This is a genomic window from Caballeronia sp. INDeC2, from assembly GCF_023631325.1.
Taxonomy (GTDB): domain Bacteria; phylum Pseudomonadota; class Gammaproteobacteria; order Burkholderiales; family Burkholderiaceae; genus Caballeronia.
In genome coordinates this window covers 63,471-87,512 of sequence record NZ_JALQDG010000051.1, presented here as the reverse complement: position 1 = coordinate 87,512, position 24,042 = coordinate 63,471, and the positions used below count along the sequence as shown (strand labels likewise).

Annotated in this window: 18 protein-coding genes, 2 pseudogenes and 2 riboswitches; of the genes and pseudogenes, 3 read left to right on the top strand and 17 right to left on the bottom strand. The window is 58.3% G+C overall.

The window, feature by feature from the left end:
- Positions 1 to 122: 122 nt before the first annotated feature.
- Positions 123 to 1,163: a LysR family transcriptional regulator gene (locus NCS28_RS32665; RefSeq protein WP_250517910.1), complete on the top strand. Its 1,041-nt coding sequence runs from the start codon at positions 123 to 125 to the stop codon at positions 1,161 to 1,163.
- A 348-nt stretch (positions 1,164 to 1,511) separates the two neighbouring features.
- On the opposite strand, the gene NCS28_RS32660 is transcribed toward NCS28_RS32665, so the two are convergent.
- From NCS28_RS32660 to NCS28_RS32635, 6 genes are all read right to left on the bottom strand, one after another.
- On the bottom strand, positions 1,512 to 2,765 hold the full coding sequence (locus tag NCS28_RS32660) for a D-amino acid dehydrogenase (RefSeq protein WP_250517909.1): 1,254 nt from the start codon (positions 2,763 to 2,765) through the stop codon (positions 1,512 to 1,514).
- A gap of 70 nt (positions 2,766 to 2,835) precedes the next feature.
- Positions 2,836 to 2,939, bottom strand: a riboswitch (glycine riboswitch).
- A 3-nt stretch (positions 2,940 to 2,942) separates the two neighbouring features.
- A riboswitch (glycine riboswitch) is annotated at positions 2,943 to 3,032 on the bottom strand.
- Positions 3,033 to 3,335: 303 nt separating this feature from the next.
- A complete protein-coding gene (locus NCS28_RS32655) occupies positions 3,336 to 4,694 on the bottom strand; it encodes an MFS transporter (protein ID WP_250517908.1) in 1,359 nt (452 codons plus the stop codon).
- A gap of 92 nt (positions 4,695 to 4,786) precedes the next feature.
- The gene (locus tag NCS28_RS32650) at positions 4,787 to 5,584 is read right to left on the bottom strand and encodes an alpha/beta fold hydrolase (protein ID WP_250517907.1); all 798 of its coding nucleotides are present in this window, start codon (positions 5,582 to 5,584) and stop codon (positions 4,787 to 4,789) included.
- Positions 5,585 to 5,639: 55 nt separating this feature from the next.
- On the bottom strand, positions 5,640 to 6,446 hold the full coding sequence (locus NCS28_RS32645) for an alpha/beta fold hydrolase (RefSeq protein WP_250517906.1): 807 nt from the start codon (positions 6,444 to 6,446) through the stop codon (positions 5,640 to 5,642).
- Positions 6,447 to 6,537: 91 nt separating this feature from the next.
- Entirely contained in the window at positions 6,538 to 7,776 is a 1,239-nt protein-coding gene (locus tag NCS28_RS32640) for a porin (protein WP_250517905.1), read from the bottom strand.
- A gap of 702 nt (positions 7,777 to 8,478) precedes the next feature.
- Positions 8,479 to 9,201, bottom strand: a complete 723-nt coding sequence (locus NCS28_RS32635; protein WP_284506417.1) for an MFS transporter — start codon at positions 9,199 to 9,201, stop codon at positions 8,479 to 8,481.
- Positions 9,202 to 9,288: 87 nt separating this feature from the next.
- Here NCS28_RS32635 and NCS28_RS32630 point away from each other — a divergent pair.
- Positions 9,289 to 10,273 (top strand): annotated as a pseudogene (locus NCS28_RS32630) (IS630 family transposase).
- 24 nt (positions 10,274 to 10,297) lie between these two features.
- Here NCS28_RS32630 and NCS28_RS32625 read toward each other — a convergent pair.
- The 9 genes and pseudogenes from NCS28_RS32625 to NCS28_RS32585 form a co-directional block, all read right to left on the bottom strand.
- Positions 10,298 to 10,571, bottom strand: a pseudogene (locus NCS28_RS32625) (MFS transporter); the annotation flags it as partial.
- Positions 10,572 to 10,649: 78 nt separating this feature from the next.
- Complete coding sequence (locus NCS28_RS32620; protein WP_250517903.1) at positions 10,650 to 11,750, bottom strand: porin; 1,101 nt, start codon at positions 11,748 to 11,750, stop codon at positions 10,650 to 10,652.
- A 145-nt stretch (positions 11,751 to 11,895) separates the two neighbouring features.
- Entirely contained in the window at positions 11,896 to 12,273 is a 378-nt protein-coding gene (locus tag NCS28_RS32615) for a nuclear transport factor 2 family protein (protein WP_250517902.1), read from the bottom strand.
- The gene (locus NCS28_RS32610; protein WP_250517901.1) at positions 12,270 to 13,163 is read right to left on the bottom strand and encodes a fumarylacetoacetate hydrolase family protein; all 894 of its coding nucleotides are present in this window, start codon (positions 13,161 to 13,163) and stop codon (positions 12,270 to 12,272) included. Before NCS28_RS32610 ends, NCS28_RS32615 begins: the two co-directional genes overlap by 4 nt.
- A 12-nt stretch (positions 13,164 to 13,175) precedes the next feature.
- A complete protein-coding gene (locus NCS28_RS32605) occupies positions 13,176 to 13,757 on the bottom strand; it encodes a VOC family protein (protein ID WP_250517900.1) in 582 nt (193 codons plus the stop codon).
- 41 nt (positions 13,758 to 13,798) lie between these two features.
- Complete coding sequence (gene aceF, locus NCS28_RS32600) at positions 13,799 to 15,142, bottom strand: dihydrolipoyllysine-residue acetyltransferase (protein ID WP_250517899.1); 1,344 nt, start codon at positions 15,140 to 15,142, stop codon at positions 13,799 to 13,801.
- A 31-nt stretch (positions 15,143 to 15,173) separates the two neighbouring features.
- Positions 15,174 to 17,846: an alpha-ketoglutarate dehydrogenase gene (mdeB, locus tag NCS28_RS32595; protein ID WP_250517898.1), complete on the bottom strand. Its 2,673-nt coding sequence runs from the start codon at positions 17,844 to 17,846 to the stop codon at positions 15,174 to 15,176.
- 59 nt (positions 17,847 to 17,905) lie between these two features.
- On the bottom strand, positions 17,906 to 18,451 hold the full coding sequence (locus NCS28_RS32590) for a flavin reductase family protein (RefSeq protein WP_250517897.1): 546 nt from the start codon (positions 18,449 to 18,451) through the stop codon (positions 17,906 to 17,908).
- Between the two features lie 2 nt (positions 18,452 to 18,453).
- Positions 18,454 to 19,710, bottom strand: coding sequence for an acyl-CoA dehydrogenase family protein (locus NCS28_RS32585; RefSeq protein WP_250517896.1), 1,257 nt, complete (start codon positions 19,708 to 19,710; stop codon positions 18,454 to 18,456).
- A gap of 401 nt (positions 19,711 to 20,111) precedes the next feature.
- Here NCS28_RS32585 and NCS28_RS32580 point away from each other — a divergent pair, with 401 nt between their 5' ends.
- Positions 20,112 to 20,822 carry a TetR/AcrR family transcriptional regulator gene (locus NCS28_RS32580; RefSeq protein WP_250517895.1) on the top strand — a complete coding sequence of 237 codons (711 nt, stop codon included), beginning with the start codon at positions 20,112 to 20,114 and terminating at the stop codon, positions 20,820 to 20,822.
- A gap of 482 nt (positions 20,823 to 21,304) precedes the next feature.
- On the opposite strand, the gene NCS28_RS32575 is transcribed toward NCS28_RS32580, so the two are convergent.
- Together NCS28_RS32575 and ilvB are read right to left on the bottom strand one after the other, a co-directional pair.
- Complete coding sequence (locus tag NCS28_RS32575; RefSeq protein WP_250517894.1) at positions 21,305 to 21,775, bottom strand: Lrp/AsnC family transcriptional regulator; 471 nt, start codon at positions 21,773 to 21,775, stop codon at positions 21,305 to 21,307.
- Between the two features lie 112 nt (positions 21,776 to 21,887).
- Entirely contained in the window at positions 21,888 to 23,675 is a 1,788-nt protein-coding gene (ilvB, locus tag NCS28_RS32570) for a biosynthetic-type acetolactate synthase large subunit (protein WP_284506411.1), read from the bottom strand.
- Positions 23,676 to 24,042: the final 367 nt, after the last annotated feature.

Below are 24,042 nucleotides of genomic sequence, written 5' to 3'. Positions count from 1 at the left end.
GCCGCTCAATCGATGCGTGCGGGTGCCTCATTGAGCGTCGAGCCAGTTGGAAGGCAACGTGCGGTCACACGCGCTCATCGTATACGCTTACCATCGCTGCACCTTCATATGCGGAGGCATAATTGGCCCTCGACCGATCGATTCTTCGACGGCCGGCGAAGGCCAAACGCCACCCACAATACTCCTTTGACTTTAAAGCTGCTGCAAAGAATATGAAATTTCATCAGCTTCGGGCGCTCATCGCCGTATCCGAAACCGGCAGCATGCACGACGCTTGCCGCGCGCTTCACGTCTCTCAGCCCGCGGTGAGCAAGGCGTTGGCCGATCTGGAAATCGAACTTTCCGTGCCTCTATTGGTCCGCTCCCCACGAGGCGTCACACTCACGTCCTACGGACAAAGTCTAGTACGACACGCTCGTGCGGTCGAGCACGAGCTTAACAACGCACGTGAAGACATCGAAGTGCTGCGCGGCTCGTCCGGCGGCACATTGACTATTGGCGTGACGCCCGTCACCGCGCTGGGGCCGTTTGCGGGAGTCATACGACGGTTTGCGATCAAGTTTCCTGACATTCGGATTCATGTGCTGGAGTTGCGCCCAGCTCAGATCGAAGAGAGGTTGATGGATGGAACGATTGACTTTGCATTGATGTCGAGGATTGGAGAACCGGTCAAATCCCGCTTCTACTGGGAGTTGCTCTATTCGACGACGAATTATCTGGCTGTACGTACAGGAAATAAACTCGCTCAAGCGCGTTCACTTCAAACACTTGTAAATGAGCGTTGGCTGAGCTTCGATACGCCCGACGATCCGACGAGTTTCCTTGGTACCACATTCGATATGCATAGCATGAAGCCACCGCAAAGTGTATTGCGATGTATGTCGACGGGACTTTACATGGAACTCGCGGTCACGACCGATTTGATCAGCACATGGGGACAGCCAGCGTTTGGACTGCGTTCGCTCGAGGGCCAACTAACCCGTCTTCAACTCAAGGAATCGCTTCCCGATATCTCAGTTGGGCTGGTCTGCCGTGACATTGAACTGGTCACCAAGATTTCTAATTCGTGCATCGACATGATTCGAAACGCTTGTTGCGCGTTGAATGAAAAATCGGGTCAACCACCGCTACGGCCGGGCAAGGGCGTCTCTTTACCAAAGTGAATGCTGAAACATTGATCGGATGTCGAGATGACAAGGTTCGAAGCCTTCATACAGCTTCGCGGGCTCGGGCAATATCAGGCTCCGGTCAGTCTGACAGTGAAGCTCCGGTAAGGCAGACCACAATGCCGAAAGAAGATGTGCATCCGCGCTACGCGACCTAGACGTGCGAAATGTGCAAGCATCAAGCACGGTACTTCCGCTAATCCAAGACTAGCATAGTAGACATTTCGGAATTGAGTAGAACGCCTGAAGACTTCGCACGGCAGCTCGCGTCTCGGGTGTGATTGCCCGTGTGATTGAAGCCTCCCGATTAGCTCGGCCCTCGCGGCGATCGGTCCTACGCTTGCCTCATGCAGGGTGACGCAACGCCGCTTTGCCGGAAGCTGAATTATGCGAGATCAAGCCGGCGATCAAATCCGCGGTGGCTGCGGACAGCGTCCATCCGAGATGCCCGTGCCCCGTGTTGTAGTAGACGCCTAGCCGTTTTCCATGCCCGACACGAGGCAGCATGCTCGGCATCATCGGACGCAGACCGGCCCACGTAATAACGCGCGCCGTCGCTATCTCCGGGAAAAGCCCGCGCGTCCACGCAACCAGCGGCGCGATGCGATCCGCCCGGATATCGCGATTGAAACCGTTTATTTCCGCTGTCCCGGCGACACGGAACCGGTCCGCTCCGAGACGGCTCGTCACGATCTTCGCCTTGTCGTCGAGCAGACTGACCCACGGAGCCGCTTGCCGGCTCGTCTCATCGTCGAGGCATACGGTGATCGAATAGCCCTTCACCGGATACACGTTCACGTGATCGCCAAGCATCCGCGCGAACTCGCGGCTTCTCACGCCCGCACAGACCACGATGCGATCGAAGCCGCTCGCTTGCGCATCGCCGCCGCCGTCGATGCGGACCTCGAAGCGCCCGTCGTGCGTCCGGTCGATCGATGCGATCTCCGTGTCGTAACTGAACGCGACGCCGTGTTTGACGCACGCTTGCGCGAGTCCGCGCGTGAACTTGTGGATATCGCCCGTCGCATCGGATGGCGTGAAAAAGCCGCCATAGAAATCGCCATGCAATGCCGGCTCGATCCTGCCGATCTCGCTGCCATCGACGGCATATCGGTCAAGTCCGCCTTCGCGAAGAAGCTCGTTGACCTTCGCCGCGGCATCGTAATCCTTGCAGCTTCGATAAACATGCAGAATGCCGCGACGCTCCAGATCGAAGTCAATGTGCTCGCGTTCCGCGATCGCGTAGAGATGGTTTCGCGCCTCGAGCGCGAGGCGCACGGTCTCGATAGTGTTCGCGCGGTAGTTGCTGATCTGGCGCAGGAACTCGCCCATCCAGGAATACTTGTGCCAGGAGGGCGATGGATTGAGCAGCAAGGGCGCATCGCGCGTGAGCATCCAGCGCAGTCCCTTCACGACCGTCGCCGTGTGATTCCAGACTTCGGCGTTACTGACGGACAACTGGCCGCCATTTGCGAAGGACGTTTCCATCGCCGCATAGCGATGACGTTCGAAAACCGTGACCTCGAAGCCGCGACGAGCGAGGGCGTAAGCGGTTGTGACGCCGGTGATGCCGGCGCCGATGATGGCGATTCTTGACATGACATGGTCCAGATTGTGTTGCGCATGTGCCGGCACGACGCGATGTGCGTCGGTCTCGGCTCCCTGCCCCATCTGTCCATGTACCTGAGAGTTTCGATCCCGTCCGGCGACGCTTCCGTGCGATGCCCTAGCGGGAAATCCCCTTCGGTGGGCGCAGTGCGCCTCTCTCCAGATCGTTCCTGCGGCGCGGTCCTTGGGCCTGAGAGTTTCCGGGGCGGTTGCTCCGTCGGCGCCGTCGATGCTGACGGTCTCTCCCGCGCTGCATTCGAGAACACTGGCACGATAGCGTTCCAAATTGCCAAGTGCAAGTGATTTCCGTGACGCACCGACCAGGCGTCCCGTCGCGAAGCGCGCAGGGCAACGATGCGGCAAAGCGAAGAGCAACGCCTCGTCGATCTATCGCGAACCCTTTGCTATCAAGCATCGACGCACTCCGCCTTGCATCGCATTGACCGGCCTGTCGTCGCCCAAACGGATCCTAACGCTCTGGGCGCATTCAATGGATACGCTGTTCTGTATCGCTACGGTCGGTAGTCGCCCTCCTCGCGAAGGCGAATACTGAAGCATCGGTCAGACGATCGATCTGACAGAGTTCGATGCTTCAGATAGCTTCGCACGTCCAGGCAATAGTGCCGCCCCGGCGAGACCGATCGCAATGCTTAAAAGTACGTAGTACATCGGCGCTAGATTACTCCCTGTTGTCTTGACAAGCCACGTGTTCACAGCCGGCGCCAGACCACCGAAAAGCAGCACGGCGATGTTATACGCGAGCGCAGCGCCCGTCGAGCGAACTCCGACCGGGAACCCTTCCGTTAAGGCGATCGGCACGGGCCCCCAAAGGAAGCTCATCGCGAATGAGACGCCAAGCTGCAGTTGGAAGAGAGTGCGGAATGACGGAGCAGCGACGAACTGCCGAAACATCAGGAACGATACAAGACCGTAGAACAGCATCGCTAGAATCAGCACTTGTTTGCGTCCTGCACGGTCTGACAGATAGCCAGCCATCGGACAAACCAGAAGGATTACTACTGTTCCGGCGAGCGTACAAAGATTAACGTCTCCAGCCGAGATGCCAAACTGTTGCCGCGCCATGATAGGCAAGAAGAACACAAAGATATACGCGGAGACGGTTCCTGCCACGCAGACGCCGGTGCTGGCTGCGATCTGTCGCTTCTGATCTTTCACAAGCGTCCAAAAGGGCATGGGCTGGCTGACCCCAATGGAGAGTCCTGCGTTGCGTCTGTACGCGGCGAATTGCGGAGACTCGTCAACACGCGATCGGATAAACCAGCCCAGCGGACCAACCAAAATACCAAGGATAAAAGGTACCCGCCATCCCCACAACTCTAGGGCTGAATTGCTTAACCGCGTAACGAGTAACCACGCGACTGCGGCGCCAATCGCGAAAGCAAGCGCCTGGGAGCACATCTGGAAACTGCCGTATAGTCCCCGACGTGAAACGGGTGCGAATTCGATCAACATCGTCGTTGCGCCCCCGAACTCACCGCCCGCGGATATCCCTTGCAGGAGTCGCGCAATGAGCAACAAAAGCGGCGCAAACACACCAATCGCACCGTAGGGAGGCAATAATCCAATCATACCCGTACCTATTGCCATCATGCCAATTGTCAGGGACAGGGCTTTCTTTCGTCCGACCCGATCACCGTATACACCTAGCATGACACCTCCGATAGGCCGTACGGCAAAACCGACGCCAAAAGTGGCGAGTGCAAGCATTAACGAAGCAAGCGCGTTGTCACGCGGGAAGTATTGTTTGGCGATGATACCGGCAAACAGGCCATAAATTGCGAAATCGAACCACTCGAAGGCGTTTCCGACGATGGAGGCGAGAACGACGCGCCGGACCATTGCCGGCGATGGTGTGTCTGTTGCGTTCATTGCTTCCTCAAGACTTGGTTGGTTAAACATAAGGCGTCGTGCCCTGCCTTTCGCCCACCTGGTGGGATCGTGGCAGCGCCGCACGATCCCAGCACTAGGTCCGAACAGACGTCGTAGCGGCTTTAACCCGCATCGCCCTTTTTCGGAACGTGTGTCTCAAGAAATCGATCCAACGCTTGGTTAAACTCCCTTGGCGTTTCGAAGTAAGCGGAATGCCCAGCATCAGGAAATGTATGGGTCGTGGCGCCTGGTATCAAACTCGCCGTATGGAAATGGCTTTTCGGGTGCAGGAAGTCATCGTGCGCCCCTCCCGCGATGATAGTGGGCACGCGATAATGTTCAAAATCTGCCGGATAGACCTTAATGCTTTCGTCTTGCATCGTATGCGAGTTAAAGGGCTGGTTCAGCGACTTTATCTGGCTATAAAGAAAGAGCAGTTCCGGACGTTCCGCGATGGTCTTCCGGTTCCAGCCAATGCTGGTATTGCGCTTGGAGTTGTCTCCTAGATAGATGCCCTGCGCGCGCGTAATGACGTCCCAGTTTTCTTCTGAATAAGCGGGAGTCGGCGAGCCATTGACAAAAAGAGCCGAGACCCGCTCCGGCGATTGAACGGCAAGACGCAAACCGGCCCATGCACCCAAAGACTGGCAGACGAAGGCAGCCTGTCCAATGCCCTCTGCGTCCATGATTGCACGCATGTCGTCAGCAAAATACTGCGGATGCGTGAATTCTGGCGGACAATGCGAGTGTTTGAATCCGCGCAGGTCGACCGTAATGACTTTGAAGCGACGCGCAAAATGAGGCACCTGCTGGAACCAGGCCATCGAATTTCCACCGCCGCCGTGGACGAAGATCAATGGTTCGCCTTGCCCATGCACTTCGTAATAAAGCGTTGCTGCTGCATTTTGGATCGTTGGCATTTGAAGTGTCCTTCCTTAACGAGGAATACGATGAAGTTTGCGTAACGCCGCGCGGTCAGGGCTGTTCCGTCGATTTCGGCACGTGGCGGGCAAGGAATGCGTCGAGCACCGCGTTGAACTCTTCTGGCGTCTCGAAGTAAGCGGAATGACCGGCATCTTCAAAGGTGAAGCTCGTCGCACCCGGTATAAGGCTCGCAGCGTGAAAGTGACTTTCGGGATTCAGGAAGTCATCGTGCGCACCGCCGGCGACGATCGTTGGGATCCGATAATCCCGGAGGTCTTCTGGAAGAACCTTGATGCTTTCGTCTTCCATGGTTCGCGAGTTGAAGGGCGGATTGAGAGACTTAATCTGACTGTACAGAAACGTCATCTCGGGGTGCGCTGCGACTATATCGCGGTTCCAACCGACCGACGTGTTGCGGGTCGAGCTGCCAAAATCGCCGCCCATGAAGATCCCATTTGCCCGGTCGATCACGCGCCAGTTTTCCTCCGACCATGCCGGGGTTGGTGAACCATTAACGAATAGACACGAGACGCGCTGTGGAGTCTGGACGGCCAGACGCAGACCGGCCCAGGCGCCAAGCGACTGACAAACCAAGGCAGCGTGTGGCAAGCCCTCGGCGTCCATAATGGCCCGCACGTCGCCGGCGAAAAAGCGAGGATGAACGTATTGCGGCGGGCATTTTGAATGCTTGAATCCACGCAGGTCTACCGTGATCACTTTGTATTGACGGCTGAAATAGGGCACCTGCTGGTACCACGCCATTGTATTGCCTCCGCCACCGTGAATGAAGATGATTGGATAACCCTCTCCGTGGATTTCGTAATAAAGCTGACTATGTTCGTGCTCGATAATCGACATTTGTTTCTCCATTTTCCGGTTTCAGAATGCTGCGCAATGCGCGATACCGCAATGAGGTACGCTCTTCCCCGCGAGCGACCACGGGTGCGATCTAGAAGTTGTGGTAAAGCCCGATGGACATCGTAAGGGGCGTCAGTCCTGTTTGCGGCTGACCGGTGCCCGGCTCGGTCGGCAGGGGATTGTTATTGAGCACTACCGTAGACACGCCATAGTTTCGGATAAAGCCTGCCCGCGCATACAGCGCCGTGCGCTTGGACAAGTTGTAGTCGTAGCCCAACATCAAGCCCAGAGCCGAATCATTTGCAGGCGCACCGGCGGCGTCCCTGACGCCCGATGTGTCGCGATAGACCAACGATGCGCGCAACACATTGCGTCCGAACGGAAGAATCCCGCCGGCCGTATAAACTCGTGCGATCCCATCTGCTGCCAGATTGGGGCTGAACTGGTTGAAGGACGCCGAGAGCACATAGCGACCGCAGTCGTATATGGCACCGACGCTATATAAATCATTACGTACGGTCGTTACGGCGCCGCCCGGAGTGACTTGAACCGGTGCGCTCCACACACGGTTATAGCTGCCCACGACGTAAAGCGGCCCGTTTGCCCACGAGAGCAGCATGCCCTGATTGGAGGCACTCGGCGAGGCGCCGGCTGTGTTTTTAAAGGCATACAGCAATTCCGCGCTAAACCCGGCGATGCGCGGAGTTGTCCACGTCACTGAATTTGCCACGCGTGCAGCAACCTGCGATGCGCCGGGACCCAAGTCCGCGTTCGCGCTGATGCCCGCTTTGGTCTGAACCAGCGCGGTGCCGAGCCAGGTTACCACCGAGTTTGTGCCCACCTGCCCAAACGGGTCGAGAAAAAGTGGAATACCGGCATTTAGCTGATTTCCAAGCCGCACCTGCCCAAACGTCGGGGAGGCAAGGCCAACCCAAGCTTCGCGATTAAAGAGCGTCTGGCTCGCCTGCAAATTTCCGTTATTCGCGAGAAATCCGCTCTCAAGATTGAATTCGGCCTTGAGCCCGCCACCCAGATCTTCACGCCCGAACATGCCGAATTTGGAGGTCCATTCACCGCCGCTCTGTGTCTGTAGGAGCGTTTTGCCGGCAACCCGCTGATAATTGATCCCCACGTCCACCGACCCGTACAGCGAGATTCCCCCGGTAGGGATGGAACCGTTAAATTCCGGTAACGTCGCGATCACTGTCGACCCAAAAGATTTCGGCGTTAACTCGGGCAGTGTCGCGCCCGTCTCTCCCCCCTCTGCTGCAAAACATCGACAAGACATCGCGACCGCTCCGAGCACTATTAGAATCTGTGTTCTTTTCATATCAACCCATTTCTTCTCGCAACAGAAAATGTGTCCTGCAAATATGTATAGGATTAACGACTACCTAATCGGCCTTATTCTTGTGTGCACGCGTTTGACTTTTGCGTTCAGCCATGTCGGCGCTCAAATCTCTATCGCGTTCGGGCACAGGTTCGCGAATCAAAAAGAGTGGCACAAGTATTCTTTTTCGATGCCGATAACTGAAAGTTATCGAGGACGGACTCGCAGAGCGGTTGGCCGAGAGCCGGCATGACCGTTGCCACTTTTATGGCACAGTTGACTAGGGTGATCTCGGCCGCCGATGTCTTACACCTCGTAATTCTGGAAGTGCCAAAGCGGCGAGAGATCGGCTCCCAAGAGCGCGACGCCGGCGCTTCTGCGGCCCACCGAGCCTGACCGAGCTACCGCTTGCGCCACACGTCTCGCGCATCAATTTCTCTGTCCGTCGATGCACAGCCATATCGCCGGGTGCCCCGCTCTCCTTCGCCTTTATCTGGCCTGCGTTGCCGACTCGGCCACAATGCCGATGGACACAGAGACGAGCGTAGTCGACGTACAGTCGCTCGCATGAATTTCATTCCTCTACGTCGCGGCAGCTCGGTAGCGTCGCGCGGCGAGCCTCTTTGAGCGCATTTACCTGCCAACGCATCTAGATACTGATATGACTTTCGCGGTCAAGTACCGCAAAGGTGTGGCTTCTATTCATAAGGCTTTTCGTTCAATCTGCTCAGGGCGGCGCAGCCTGTAACATCGACGGTGGATCAATCTGATATCCGTGGGTTGGTTGGCGCCCGTGCGACTCAGCAGTACGAAGAAGATCGCGGCACCTATTACCGACAGAATCATGACCGGCTTGCGCCCGAGCCGATCCGAGAGCGTCGGCATCTTGAGCGTTCCTAGCGTGCCACCAAATCCGATTGCGGACAGCACATACCCCATTTGCTGCATGTCTAAGTGCAAATAATCGATCAGATAGCTCGGAAAGAGTGCGCTGAGTACCGCTAGGCAGGTTAACCAGCAGAGCATCCCGATCATGTTCAGCGGGATATTGCGGTACCCGAAAACGTCGAGCCACCTGTGCTCCGTGGCATCATGCGTTGCCGTATGTACCGCCGCGCTCGTGGCCTTGGTATTCCGGAGAACCTTCCAGAGCAGGAAGGCGACGAGCATGCCCGGAATTGAGACCACGGCGAAAATCGAATGCCACGGTAGAAATTTCAGCATTTGGGTGACAAGGATCGGCGCGAGGCCCAAGCCGAAAAGTGGCAAGGCCATTTGCTGAATGCCGATGTTTCTTCCGTGGCGCGAGGGCTTCGAGGCCTCCAAGGTCGCGATGATACTGCTTGGCGCGTAAGCACCTTCTGCAACACCCATCACAGCCCGAATCAGGATCAACGAACCGACGCCCGTAGCGAGACCGCTCAGGCCGGCTATTGAGTCTTACTAAATCCATGACAACCGATTCTCGGCTTGAGCGTTATACGATCATCGCCTTGATGACGGATGAGGTTCATGGCCAAGATGGACGAAGCGACGCGCAAGCGAGTGCGAGCTGGACGCCTCATGCTGGCGGGCAAGACGCCAGCCGAAGCCGCGAAGGCCGTTGGCGTGGCGCGGCAGACGGCATACACATGGAAGGCCCGTCTGGACGAAGGCGGCATCGAGGCGTTACGCGTCATGACCACGGGCCGGCCAGCGCAGTTGGATGTGGGCCAGTTGGAGGGCTTGCGCGTAGCGCTGCTGCAAGGTCCATTGGCACACGGTTTCGGTACCGAGTTGTGGACACTCAAACGCGTACGGGCGCTCATCGAGCGACTGTATGGCATCACCTTCAGCGAGGTCCATGTCTGGCGACTGCTGGGCGCGCTGGGCTTCAGTTCGCAAAAGCCAGAGCGCCGGGCCATCGAACGCAATGAGCAAGCTGTGCTGACTTGGAAGCGCAAAACTTGGCCTGCGCTCAAAAAAAGTGTGCCGCCGAACGACGACTGATCGTGTTCATTGATGAATCGGGCCTCTCGGAGCGTCCCACGCGCGTGCGCACCTGGGCGCCCAAGGGATGTACGCCGGTCATCCAGTTTCACTTCAACTGGAAGCATGTTTCGGCCATCGCCGGCCTCACCCGCGCGAATTTCCTGTTTCGCTTGCACGATGGCGCAATCAAGAGCGCGCAGATTGTGGAATTTCTCAAGGCGTTGCGCACGCAGTTCAAGCGCAAGTTGTTGATCGTGTGGGATGGCGCTGCGCAGCACAGAAGCGGCGCGGTGCGCGAATATCTCGACAGCACGCATGGAGCAATACAGATGGCACTGCTGCCCGGCTATGCCCCAGACCTCAATCCGGTCGAGTATTTGTGGGCCTGGCTTAAGCGGCACGCCCTGGCCAACTTCTGTCCTGACAACCTCGCTGACTGAAGTACACCGCTCGCAATAAGCTCAAGAGCGGGCAGAAGCGCAAATCGATCATCGCCGCATGTTGGAAACAAGCCGAGCTGTGGTGATGTCATGACTTACGTAAGTCTCAATAATAGAGAAAATATGACGCTGGCAGGAATAATAATGGCGCGATGACCGAGTCGGTCGGACAAGTTTCCCATGAAGATCGCGGAGACGCCCCACGCAACTGCGAGGGCGCTCGTGATGTGGCCTAGATCTTGGTTGCAGGTCTTTCATCATAACTGGAAACAGCGGCATGATCATAAAGCGGTCGATACCGACCAAGCCGAACCCGAGCGCCAGTAGAATCACCGCCTTCCATTCGTATGCGGTATCCCATCTATGAATTGCGTTAGTATCCACGCTATGTCTCCCCTCATATAATTAGCCATACTACAAATCAAATTGGCGATTGAAGCCGACAAAATTTCACTGCGCGCCTCAGAAACTTGTTTGAAGGCCGGCACGACCTACGAGTTGATGGGTAGTGCTCGACGGACCTTCACCGTTGATCCAGGCGTTATGACCGCCTTCGACGTCGCCTCCAGTCCATTGATAGGCTGCTTCGAGGTACACCACAGTGCGTTTCGACAAAAAGTACTGAAGGGTATTCGTGACCTGCTGTGCCTTGTTATTGCTCAACGTGGCGTTGCCCTTCATGTACTGATAGTTCGCTCCTAAACGCAGATCGGGCATAAAGGAATAAAGTCCACCCACCTGCATCACTTGAACCATCCCTCCTGTCAACGTGTTGCGCGTGTTCGTGTAAAGGGCGTTCAGATAAAGTTTTCCGATCGTCTGACTGACTCCACCACCGAAATTGCGAATTCCATCGTGACCGTCGTTGAGCGACGCATATTTTGTTTCGTTATAGGCGGCACCTGCGCCAAAACCGTTGATCGCATAGTTGATACCGAAGCCGACAGTGTTGTTGGCGGAAAACGATCCGGGCGTGTTGCCGAAGCCATACATCGCGCCCACTCGCAATCCCGCGAAAGACATCGACGTCACCTTGACGGAGTTTGAGACGCGAGAGGTTCCCGCGGTCTGGTCGAAGTCAAACGCTCCGGTCGGGTTCTGTGGAATGGCGAGTGCAGCGAACGGACCCTGACGCATGTTGTACAACCCGCCATACATGAAGGAGCTATCCAACATTGCGGGGGGGAAGAACAGGAAATCCGCCATCAGATTGAACTGCTGGCCGAACGAGACCCGCCCCAGCCCCTCCTTTTCCAACCCGACGAAAGCTTGTCGGTTGAAGTCAGCGCCGGGGCCCGGAATGCCCGCACCGCTATCGATCGAAAACTGGGACTGCAGTTCGAATACCGCCCTGACACCCCCTCCCAGATCCTCAGTTCCGCGGATCCCCCATAAACTGGGCGTCCAAATCGAATCCTCTGCTTTAAAGTTGTGGCTGCCGTTTTCGTTCGATACGTAGCTCACGCCGACATCCAACAGACCGAACAAGGTCACGCTGCTCTGCGCCTGAGCGTTTGCCGACATCAATACAGGCAACGCGCATAAATATAATGCTTTCTTCACTTCGCATTCCTCTATGTTATGTGCAACTTTTCACAGCGCGTTGAAATGAACCAGCCACCCTCCCTCTCATCGGCCAAAGAAATCGCGCCTCAGCCCCATGATTCCCTCCGCGGCGGCCGCGACTTTTAGTACGTCTTGCCTTCCATTACGTATTCGTTGCCTGGAAGCTGGTTTGTTGCCACGAGTCGCTGTGCCTCACCCAGACCTGAGTGGTCGTCACATGCATGTCGATTCGCTGGCCTGTCTCTTTCATCTCGATGACCTGATCGAGCAGGCCCGTGGCAACGGCGACATTTCCATACGCCCTGATCTGGAGACCGTCCCGTCGTACTTCCAGAAAACGAATCTGTTCCCTGACTGCAATCAGATAGGCGGTCTTGTCATCCGCCTTTCCGTTGGCATGCACGTGAACGAGGTCGTCGGCGACCAGTTGTTGCAGTGTCGCGATGTCGCTTTCGACCAGCGCGCGGCAACGCGCCTGTTCAAGCTCGATGATTTGTCTTTCTATCGTTTTCTGATTCATGCCTCTCTCCACTGGGTCGCGTGGTCGTTCGAAGTTTCTGTTTGCACGGTGTTCTCGATGGCGCCAATTTTGTCGATTTCGACCCGAACACGGTCGCGCGGCCGTAGCCAACGCGGCGGCCTCAGGCCGACGCCCACGCCACCGGGCGTTCCGGTCAGGATCACGTCACCGGGTTCGAGTGTCATTGCTTTGGAAAGGTGCTCCACCTGCGAGAAACAATCGAAGACCAGCTCAGACGTATTCGAATTCTGTCGCTGCTCATCGTTCACGAAGCAGCGAATTCCCAGGGTGTGTGGATCGCCAATCTCGTCGGCGGTCACGATCCAAGGGCCGAACGGGGCGTGTGTATCGAACGACTTGCCGATCGTGAATTGTGATGTCCGCAGTTGCCAGTCGCGTACACTCACATCGTTTGCCGCGCAGTAGCCAAAGATCACCTCGCGCGCACGTTCGCGCGGTACGTGACGGCATCGGCGGCCAATCACAAAGGCGAGTTCAGCCTCATAGTCCAGTTGCTCCGATACACGGGGCAGTTCGATGGGGTCAAACGGACCCGTCGCGGCAGTCGGCATCTTCGCGAACCACAGTTGCTCGGAAGGCCGCTGCATGCCGGACTCCTCTACGTGGTCTGCGTAGTTGAGGCCGATGCCGAGGATCTTGCCTGGACGGGGCACCGGTGCCTGCAATGTAACGGCGTCGAATCCGAGGTCTGCGGGCTTTGAAGCTTTGAGAGATGCGAGGCGCTCGTGCCACGTTGACCACGTTTCGATCAACGCTATCGTGTCACGCGGCGCATCAGGGAAATGCCGGGCAATATTGATCACGCCGCCATCGACCGCCAGACCCGCTGCAGGCGGATTTTCTTCGTTACTAAAGGTAACAAGTTTCATCGCGTCCCCCGCTCACATGATGGTCGACTTACCGGTTGCGGCCGTGCCGACGGCGCTCAACTCCTTGTCGCTCGCACCTGCCTGCCACATCCGGACCAGCTCGTCTGGATCGAACTCAACGCCGATGGGATTCTTTGCGAATGCCTCCGACTGGAAGTACGCGCCGGGATCGTCGCCGTTGTCAGCCTGCAATTCGATTTCGTTGCCTTCCGGGTCCCGGAAGTAGAGCGACGTGGTCGGGCCGTGATTGATGCACCAGAACGGCTGGATGCCTAGCGGCTTGACCCGCGCATACGTCGCCAGCAAATCACCGATACTGTCGTAGGTGTATGCGACGTGGTGAACGCCCGCCGTCTCGCCTTGCCTGGCCGGAATATCAGGCATGTTGAAGAACGCCAGCCGGTGGTGCTCATCGTCGTACGTAATGAAGGTCAGAACGTTGTCCTCGAAAACAAGCTGTGCCTGAAAGAGCTTCAAGTACCAGGCAACGGTCTCCGCGCGCCGCGCGCATCGATACACGAGGTGCGCCATACGCGCAGGCACGATGCGCGCTTCGTTCTCTGGGTTGCCGGTCTTTGTTTGTGCTGTGGTCATGTCTGTCTCCAGTCTGTACTGTGTTTCGTGAATGAGCCGCATCAGAGCAAGACGCGGCGGAAGTCGGCCATCAGCGTGGCCAGCCATGCAAGGAAGCGCCCGGCTTCAGCACCGTCCACCGCCCTGTGATCCCAGGACAGCGACATCGGTAGGATCAACCGCGGCTCGAACGCGCTGCCATTCCACACGGGCTGGGTACTCGCACGGCCTACCCCGAGAATGGCTACTTCGGGTGCGTTGATAATCGGTGTGAAATGCGAGCCGCCGATGCCGCCCAATGATGAGATCGACATTGAACCGCCCTGCATCTGCGCAGGCGTGAGCTTGCCTTCACGCGCGAGGCCCGCGAGTTCTGCCATTTCGGTTGCGATCGCAGCAACCCCTTTGCGATCCGCATCACGAATCACGGGCACGACGAGGCCATTCGGCGTGTCCGCGGCGAAGCCGATGTGAAAATAGCGCTTCTGCACGAGCTCTTGACCGTCGAGGCTCACGTTGAACTGGGGAAACTGCTGAAGCGCCGCCACGCAAGCCTTTACGAGAAAGGCGAGCATCGTCACCTTCGCGGCACCCGCTTTCGATTCGCGGTTAAGCGCGGTGCGCAAAACTTCCAGCTCCGTCACGTCGGTCTGGTCAAAATTGGTGACGTGGGGGATCATCACCCAGTTGCGGTGCAGATTTGCTCCGGAGATTTTGCGAATGCGTGAGAGCGGGCGGCGCTCCACCGGACCAAACTTCGCGAAGTCCACTTGCGGCCAAGGGAGAATGTCCGGCTGCGTACCTCGCGCCTCGACGGGCGCGGCGGCTTGCGCTGGTTTCGACAACGTCGTCTTCACATGGGCGAGCACGTCCTCGCGCACCACACGGGCATTGCGTCCTCTGCCGGCCACCTTCGAAAGATCGACACCGAGCTCACGCGCCAGCTTACGCACGGACGGACCGGCGGCTGCCTTGCCGGCACGTGCTCTATCGACCGTGACTTCCGAGCGATCCGCGAGCAATGCGCCTGCATTGGCTTCGCTGGCTGTCGACTCTGTCCGCTGCTTCGGTGTTTGCGGCCTAGCCGGCGTAGAAAATGCCGTTGCCGCATCCGAAATTGCTGTGCCAGTGTGAGTGGCTGCAAGCACCGACGCGCTGGCATTGGAGGCTGGCGCGTCAAACTCTAGGTGCGCGATAACGCTTCCATGCGACACTCGATCGCCTGGCTTGAGCAGCACCTCGCGGATCGTGCCGGCGAACACGCTGGGTACATCCATGGTGGCCTTGTCCGACTCAAGCGTGACGAGCGGCTGATCTACCGCCACGACCTCTCCGGCGCAAACCAATACCTCGATTACCGGAATATTCCGGTAATCGCCGATGTCGGGAACCTTCAGCTCCTGCATAATCGGTCCTTTTTCATAGTGTGTTCAGGCATCACAGGTTCCACGGCGCGGCCGGACCCAGGTCGATGTCGTAGCGCGCGAGCGCCTTCTCGTGCTGCGCCGGATCCACGGCGGCCAGTGCTGCGAGCGCTACATGCCAGCGATCAACCTCGAAGAAGCGCCGCAGTGCACCCCGTGTGTCGCTGCGCCCGAAACCGTCGGTGCCGAGCGTCGTATATGGCGCCTGCACATAGGAGGAGATCAGTTGCGCGTATGCCCGGACATAGTCACTCGCCGCGACCACGGGCGTAGCCCCGGCGAGGCAACGTGCCACGTGACTCTCTCGCTCCGCTGCATTGGAAAAGAGTTTCTCGCGCTCGACTTCGCGCGCCTCACGCGCGAGTTCGGAAAAACTTGTCACGCTCCAGACCTCTGATGCGATGCCCCAGTCGTTGGCGAGGAGTTCCGCCGCAGCAATCACCTCGCGCAGGATGGCGCCCGATCCGAGCAGACGCACGACCGGCGGACCCTCGCCGCGCGTGCCGTATCGGCGCATGCCCCGAATGATGTCATCGTATTCGTGCTGACCGACTGCTTCGTGTGTGTGGCTCTCGTTTGTGACGGTGAGGTAATAGAATTCATCGTGCTGCTGCTCGAGCATGCGACGTGCTCCGTGATCGACAATCATGGCCATTTCGCCCGCAAATGCCGGGTCGTACGCCCGGCAATTCGGCACGGTCGCAGCTATCACGTGGCTCGTGCCGTCCTGGTGCTGCAGACCTTCGCCAGAGAGTGTCGTGCGCCCGGCCGTCGCACCGATCAGAAAGCCGCGCGCGCGTTGGTCCGCCGCGGCCCAGATCAAATCGCCTACTCGCTGAAACCCGAACATCGAGTAGTAGATGTAGAAAGGCAGCATCGCCACGCCGTTCACGCTGTACGAGGTCGCAGCCGCCGTCCACGACGAAATTGCGCCCGCCTCCGTGATCCCCTCCTCAAGCAGTTGCCCGTCCTTCGACTCCTTGTAGTAGAGCATCGAGCTCGCATCCTCCGGCTCGTACAACTGACCTTGCGGCGAATAGATTCCTATCTGCCGGAACAGGTTCGCCATACCGAAAGTGCGTGCCTCGTCGGCCACGATTGGCACGATACGCGCGCCGAGCTCGGCGTCCTTGAGCAGATTCGTGAACACGCGCACGAGTGCCGTCGTCGTCGAGTTCTCACGTGCGTCCGGCGCCAACGCAAACTGCGCGTAGCTGGCAAGCGGTGGCACCCTGACGACGCTTGCCTCACTTGTGCGTCGGGGCATGTAACCGCCCAGGGTCTCGCGCCGCTCGCGCAGGTATCGCAACTCGGCACTGTCCTCGGCGGGGCGGTAGAGCGCCATGTCGGCCACCTGATCGTCATCGAGCGGCAGCGCGAAGCGGTCGCGAAACGCCTCGAGTGCCTCGACGTCAAGCTTTTTCTGCTGGTGAGCCGTGTTGCGCGATTCGCCCGCCTGCCCCATGCCGTATCCCTTCTTCGTCTTGGCGAGAATTACGGTCGGACGGCCCTGATGTGCCACCGCCGACGCAAACGCCGCGTACAGCTTGCGCAGGTCGTGGCCGCCGCGCCGCAGACCGTCAATTTCCTCGGGCGTCATGTGCGAGACAAGCAATTGCAACTCCGGATCAAGGTCGAAGAAGTGGGCACGGTTATAAGCGCCATCGTTGGCACCCAGCGTCTGGTACTGCCCATCGACTGTCGCTGCAAAGCGACGCAGCAGCACATGGTTGCGGTCGCGCGCAAAGAGCGCGTCCCAGTCGGAGCCCCAGATCACCTTGATAACATTCCACCCCGCGCCCTGGAACAGCGACTCGAGTTCCTGGATGATTTGGCCGTTGCCGCGCACGGGACCGTCAAGCCGCTGAAGATTGCAGTTGATGACGAATGTCAAATTGTCGAGCCCTTCACGCGCAGCCAGCGAGAGCGCAGCGATCGATTCCGGCTCATCCATCTCACCGTCGCCGAACACACCCCACACGCGCCGTTGCGCCGTCTGTGCGATGCCACGATTCTCGAGATAGCGAAGAAAGCGCGCCTGATAGATCGAACTGATCGGACCGATGCCCATCGAACCCGTCGGGAACTGCCAGAAGTCTGGCATCAGCCACGGATGTGGGTACGAACACAGGCCGCCGCCGTCCACCTCCTGGCGGTAGCGTTCAAGGTGATCCGCGTCGAGACGGCCTTCAAGATACGCGCGTGCATACACGCCCGGCGCGGAATGCGGCTGGAAATAGACGAGATCCCCTCTGCCCGCTTCGCTGTCCGCACGGAAGAAGTGATTGAAGCCCACCTCAAAGATTTCCGCCGCCGACGCATAACTCGCAATATGGCCGCCGAGCTCGCCATAGGCTTTGTTTGCCTTGGCCACCATCGCCAGCGCGTTCCAGCGGATAATCGAGGTGATGCGCTCTTCCATTGCCAGATTGCCCGGGTACGCAGGCTGATCCTCGACGGCGATGCTGTTCTGATACAGCGAGTACGGATGTGCCGCAGGCGACACGCCCAAGTGGCTCGCATGCTCGGCAAGCCGCTGTAGCAGGAACGTCACGCGGTCCACACCGCTCACGCGCGCCACGCTTTCCAGCGCGTCGAGCCATTCGCCGGTTTCCTGCTGATCTGGGTCGCTTTCCGCGTTGCGCGCCAGCGCGCCGCGCAGCAAAAGATTTGCTTCAGACTTCATTTCGAGTCGCCTGTATTTTCAAAGACGGTTCAAACGCATCGGCGATGAGTGAATCACCATCACCAGCCTTCCACGCAACCACCGGCGGTGACCATCGGTGTATGGGCGTGCATCTGTTGATATTTCCCGCTGTAGAAAACCAGCGGTCGCCGCTGGGTCCCGTATCGGATGTATTCGAGTTCGCCGATGTACAGCAGATGATCTCCAGCCGGATGGACATCCACGGTCCTTGCGACCAGTTGCACAAGACTTCCATCGATCAGAGGCGTGCCTTCGTATTCGCAAAAAGGAGGCAGCCCTAGATCGGCCTGCGGTCGCCCGCCGAAATGTGCGCTCAGGGCTCGCTGATCCTCAGCAAGGAAGTTGATGCCATACCGCACGCCCACGCCGACCCACTCGTTGAAGCGCGAATGCGCACGCACGGAAACCAGCACGAGCGGGGGCTCAAGCGACACCGACATGAAGGCGTTCGCGGTCATGCCTGCCGGCTCGCCGTCGAGCCGGTAGGTAACGATGGTCACGCCAGTTGCGAACATGCCCATTGTCGCGCGAAGCAGCTTTGGGTCGATCGCCTGGCGCGCAGGAGACGAGGTGGGTGCGTTCATGATCAGATGAGCGGGGTGATGTTGTTTTCGACTCCAAGCAGCGCCTTGCCGTACAGCTCAAGCCCGATCGCCGGCAGACCAACGGCGTGCCGCGCGGCCGTGTTGGAGTCGCGCCACCAACGTTGCAGCGGACTGGACTCCGCAAAGCCGCCGGCTCCGTGCGCCCACAGCAGGGTGTTGATCGCCTCGGTAATGTATGTCGTCACCATGCCCGTATCGGCACGGGTGCGTGCCCGGGTAACATCGTCGAGCTGTTCGTCGCGTCGCGCGGCGGCGTCGATCTCATCGGCTGCACGGAACGCACGCAGATGAGCATTGTCAATCTTGATTGCGGCTTCGGCGATTTGCGTCTGAAAGACCGTCGAATCCGTCTGCTTCTCGTAGGACGTATAGGTGATCGGCCGCTGCGGTGCCTTCTCCGTTACGTACTTGAGCGCCGCGCGGCCGAGCCCGAGCTGCGGGCCGGTAAGAATCAATGCGGCGAGCGGCACAAAGGACGCCCGGTACGAGGCCTCGTCCTTACATTCGGTCGGGTAGCGCCGATCGATGGCAGCCATCATGTCGAGTAGACGATGGTCCGGCACGAACACCTCGTTGCCAACGATGCAATTACTTCCTGATGCGCGCATGCCTGCCGTGAACCACGTATCCTCAATTGACAGTTCCGACATCGGCACGAGCGCGAGGTACTGCTTCTTGAACGCCCCGTTTTCGTCGTGTTCGATCACCCCGATCGAGGCCCAATCTGCATGCAGCGAGCCTGACGAAAAATACCACTTGCCCGAGATGACGAGGCCCCCTTCGACTCGACGCGACTGAGTCGACGGGGTGAATACGCCCGCCACGCGCGCGGCCGGATTACTGCCCCAGACTTCGTCCTGTGCTTGCGTGGGATAGAGAGACGTGATCCAGGCGCACACGTTGGTGAGCGCCACGACCCATGCGGTACCACCACAGGCTTCGCCGAGCGCTGCCGACACTTCGAGATGTGCGCGCACCGTGCCCTCGTAACCGCCGTAGCGTTTCGGGACCATCAACCGAAACAAGCCCGCCTCGGCAATAGCTTGAATGCTTTCGTCGCTGGCGCGCCGGTTGCGCTCAGCGGCTGCGGCGTTCTTCATCAGGAGCGGTTGGAGTTCGACGGCGCGCTGAACGAGCTTCTGGATCGAGGGGGCGCTCTTCACCGGTTGCTGGACGGGCCACTCTGACGGGAGCGCATCATCGTGCAGCACATGTTCGATGGTTTTCATCATGTTCATGTTAGTCATCCTAAGTACATCGCCTGGCTAAACAGGCATGGAAAATAGACAAGGAAGCCTGCCTTTTCTCCGCACGGAGGGTGGCAGGGAAAGCGGCATGCTTGTTACTCAAGGCCGCCTGAAGCCAGGGAATTAACGCCGTTTCCCGATTTGAACAATGACGTTTATGTCATCGTTCGTTGAGAATAAATATAGAGCTTGTCTCGCCCGGCACTCAAGCCTTTTTCACTCCTACTAGGGTTTCCTATACTACGCGGTTGTCACTATGACAAAATGTCACATATGAAATATAAAGATTGCTGGCAAAGACCCTCTCCGACAGACCATCTGTAATGATTTTTTTGTCATTCTGACAGATGTCATATACTTAATTGTCCACGATACATCGACAGGACTCGATAATGGATCATCGTTCGAAGGTAGCGGAAAAAAAGCGGTTATTGATGCGCACGAAGCTCATTGACGCTGCAACACGCGTGTTTGCCGATCACGCGGGGCACCCTGTGATCGACGACGTCATTCGTGAGGCAAGAGTCTCGAGAGGCACGTTCTACAACTATTTCGATTCGTTGGATCAGGTGCTGGCAGCCATCGGCCAGGAATTCAGCAATCAGATGATCACGGATATCCTGCCTGCGTATGACGTGCTGACGCACCCATGGCAACGGGCGTCAGTCGGCTTTCGCGTGTTCCTCGTACGCGCCCTGCTCGACCGCAAATGGGCTGGTTTCATGACGCTACCGGATGCGTGGCCTCACCATACCTTGCTGACGACATACATGGCTGCGGACCTCGAAGCCGGAAAACGTGCCGGGATATTTCAGTTCGACGACGTCGACGCGGCGGCTGATTTCCTGATGGGTGCAACGGCACGTGCCATCCAATCAATCAGACAAGGCCTTTCCGATCCCAACGCGTACATTAATGCGTATACCCGCATGGCGCTTGCAAGCCTCGGCTGTCAACGCGAGCTTTGCGACGAAGGCGCGCGGTTTTCGCTGGCCTATCTTCAGGACTGGGCATCGGGACGCCTGAGCGCCGCGAAGCCGCTCTGGGCGCTTAACATGAATTCAAAAGAAGGCCAGTCGTTCCTGGGTTACTCCGCATCGTGAAAAAATCCTATCGTGCAACGCGATTGCGTCTCTGCGCCGTGCCGTGGACGACCCATACGCTGTTGAATCACGGAACTCCGGAGTCCCGCTACAATGAGGTTTCCGGTGACGCCAGAGCTCGCTTATCGAAGAGTAGTCGACGAACGCAAAGCGAACCGCGACGCCTGCGACGAACCGTTCATGAGGCCCTCACTCCAGGTGCAGCGCCTGGGCACCCGCCGCGTCATGGCAAACGATCGCAAGTTGTCTGGTCAATCGTCGCCGCTGTTAGGCCACCGACGGCAAGACGACCGTTGTAAGACGCTCAGTTGTTGCTATCCGCGTCCCCAGGAAGCAACGGTTTGCTGTGCGATAACGTGGCAGCAGCGTCGGGGTTTTCGACGGCCGTCCAGATTCCAGCGCGCGTCATGCCTCTTGCTGCCCCTCCAATGGTCGCCATGGCGGTTCAGGTCACTGGCGTAGAGTTCCTTGCCCGGACGCGCCTATTCCGCTGCCAAGGGAATCGCCGTTGAGTACAGCACCTGCTTCAGTGCGAAACTGGAGCGTATGCTCTTCACATTGGGGATACGCGTCAGTTCGTCGACGATCAGCCGTTCAAGCGCTTGGGTGTCGCGCACCAGCACACGCAAGAGATAGTCGGCATCGCCGGTCATCAGATAGCACTCCATTACTCCGGGTATGACGGCGATCGCCCGCTCGAATTCGTCCAGTCCCTCGCGTCGCTGGTTCTCGAGCGATATGTGAATAAACACGTTGACGTTCAAGCCGAACATCTCTGGTGCGAGAAGCGTCACACGCTGCCTGATCAGACCTCTGCGCTCCATCGCCCGCACGCGCGCAAGACACGGCGATGGAGATAGGTTGACGCGCGCCGCGAGTTCCACGTTCGTCAGGTGCGCGTCCTGCTGCAGTTCGTTAAGGATCCGTATGTCGATTGGGTCGAGTTGCACCATTGCACATCCTAGAGAATCAAATCCCGGTGGTTAGCGAAACGTAGCGTGCCGTTTCGGTTTCACAGCCATGAGATCCAGGAGTGTAGCGCGTCGATGCAGTCCGAACCGGCGTTCAATGAACAGCGTCGCGCTGCAGATCGGCCGACGTGAGCAACATGTCGGTCAAGCCGGAACCCGCGCGAACCATCGGCCAGACGTTCTCTGACGGATCGACGATCACATCGAGAAACACCACGCGTCCCTTCATGGCGAGCGCCTCCCGCAGGGCAGGCTCGACCTCGTCGGGCCCCTCGACGCGCAGCCCCACATGGCCATACGCACGAGCGAGCGCAGCGAAATCGGGCAACGCGTCCATGTACGAATTCGACAAGCGGTCGCCATAATGGACGTGCTGCAACTGCTTCACCATGCCGAGATAGCCGTTGTTGAGCGAAACTATCTTGACGTCCAGCCCGTATTGCTTGCAGGTGGAAAGCTCCTGAATACACATCTGGATTGAACCATCTCCCGTCACGGTTACCACGTCGGCCTCGGGATACGCGCGCTTCACGCCCATTGCATAAGGAAGACCGACCCCCATCGTTCCGAGGCCGCCCGAGTTGATCCAGCGTCGAGGCTTGTCAAAGGCGTAAAACTGTGCGGCCCACATCTGATGCTGTCCGACGTCAGAGCAGACGAACGCATCGCCACGCGTCACTTCCCACAGCTTCTCCAACACGAACTGGGGCTTGATGACAGTATCACTGGATGAATAAGCAAGGCATGAGCGAGAGCGCCAACCTTCAATATCGCGCCACCATGCGTCGCGCGCAGACCTATCAATCGCTTCTTCGGGAAGCAGCGCCAAGAGGGCACGGAGCACCGTCTTAACGTCGCCGACGATCGGCACGTCTACACGCACGCGCTTGTCAATCGTCGCCGGATCAATATCGATCTGGATGATCGTTCGATCGGACGCACAGAAGTCCTCAGGATGGCCGATCACGCGATCGTCAAAGCGCGCGCCAAGCGCAATAACCACGTCGCTATTCTGAAGGGCAAGGTTGGCTTCATAGGTCCCGTGCATGCCCGGCATCCCCACGCTTTGATGGTGCGTGCCAGGAAACACGCCCAGCCCCATCAGCGTGCTTGCCACTGGCGCATCAAGGCTCCGCGCGAGCTTAGCAACCTCTTCCTCGGCCCCTGAGGCGATGGCGCCGCCTCCAACCAGGATACAGGGACGCCGCGCTCGGCGTAACGCGTTGGCAGCACGCTCGATTTGCTTGGCGTGACCTTCAGTTCGCGGCCTATACGAACGCAACTCGACCGTTTGCGGGTACACAAATGGAGCGTGCGCCAGCAGAACGTCTTTTGGAATATCGACCACGACGGGTCCCGGCCGTCCGCTAGCGGCGATATAAAAAGCCTTCTTGAGCGTCGCGGCAAGCTGGTCGACGTTCGAGACGAAAGAATTGTGTTTCACGATCGAGCGCGTCACGCCCACCGTATCGCATTCCTGAAATGCATCCTTTCCTATGGCGTCCGTCGGTACGTTGGCGCAGATCACGACAATGGGAATCGAGTCAAAATACGCCGTCGCAATGCCGGTGACGGCGTTGGTTACGCCGGGCCCCGAGGTGACAAGGGCGACACCGACCTTCCCCGTTGCGCGAGCGTAGCCATCCGCTGCATGGACGGCGGCCTGCTCATGGCGCACCAGCACGTTGGTGATCGCCGGCGTGCAGAGAAGCGCATCGTAGATCGGCAAAACTGCGCCGCCCGGGTAGCCCCACACGGTGTCTATGCCTTCCATGCGCAATGCCGACACCACCATGTGGGCCCCCGAAAGAGTGTTTGCTCCGGTGAAGTGAGCCGACTCGGCCGACGCGACCTGTGCAATTTCCGTGACAGCAACTTTCAATTTGTTCTCCGACTAGCGCAACTCGAGAGGTCTTGCTTCTTGAGACCCCGGGCGCTTGTGCGCACCATGTTTTGAATAGATCAATAATATTGGTTTCCTTGGCGCAGATGCTGTCGAATCGTGGGCTGACGAGGCTCCATTCCAGCACAAAACACTGCCAGTTTTATTGGAGGCGAGAGTTTATGCCGCACGCACGCTACAAGGCGACGTAACCGGCTGCCAGCCGTGCTCCTCTTTGCTGGCGGCCGTTGCGCGGCACACGCTGGTCTCTGTACTATTCAGTGAGTCTTACGAGGCGCCGCCCTGTCCATGGACTGTCGGCTTGCTCTAAATAAAGACAGGTGCTGGATCGGCCAAGACCATCACG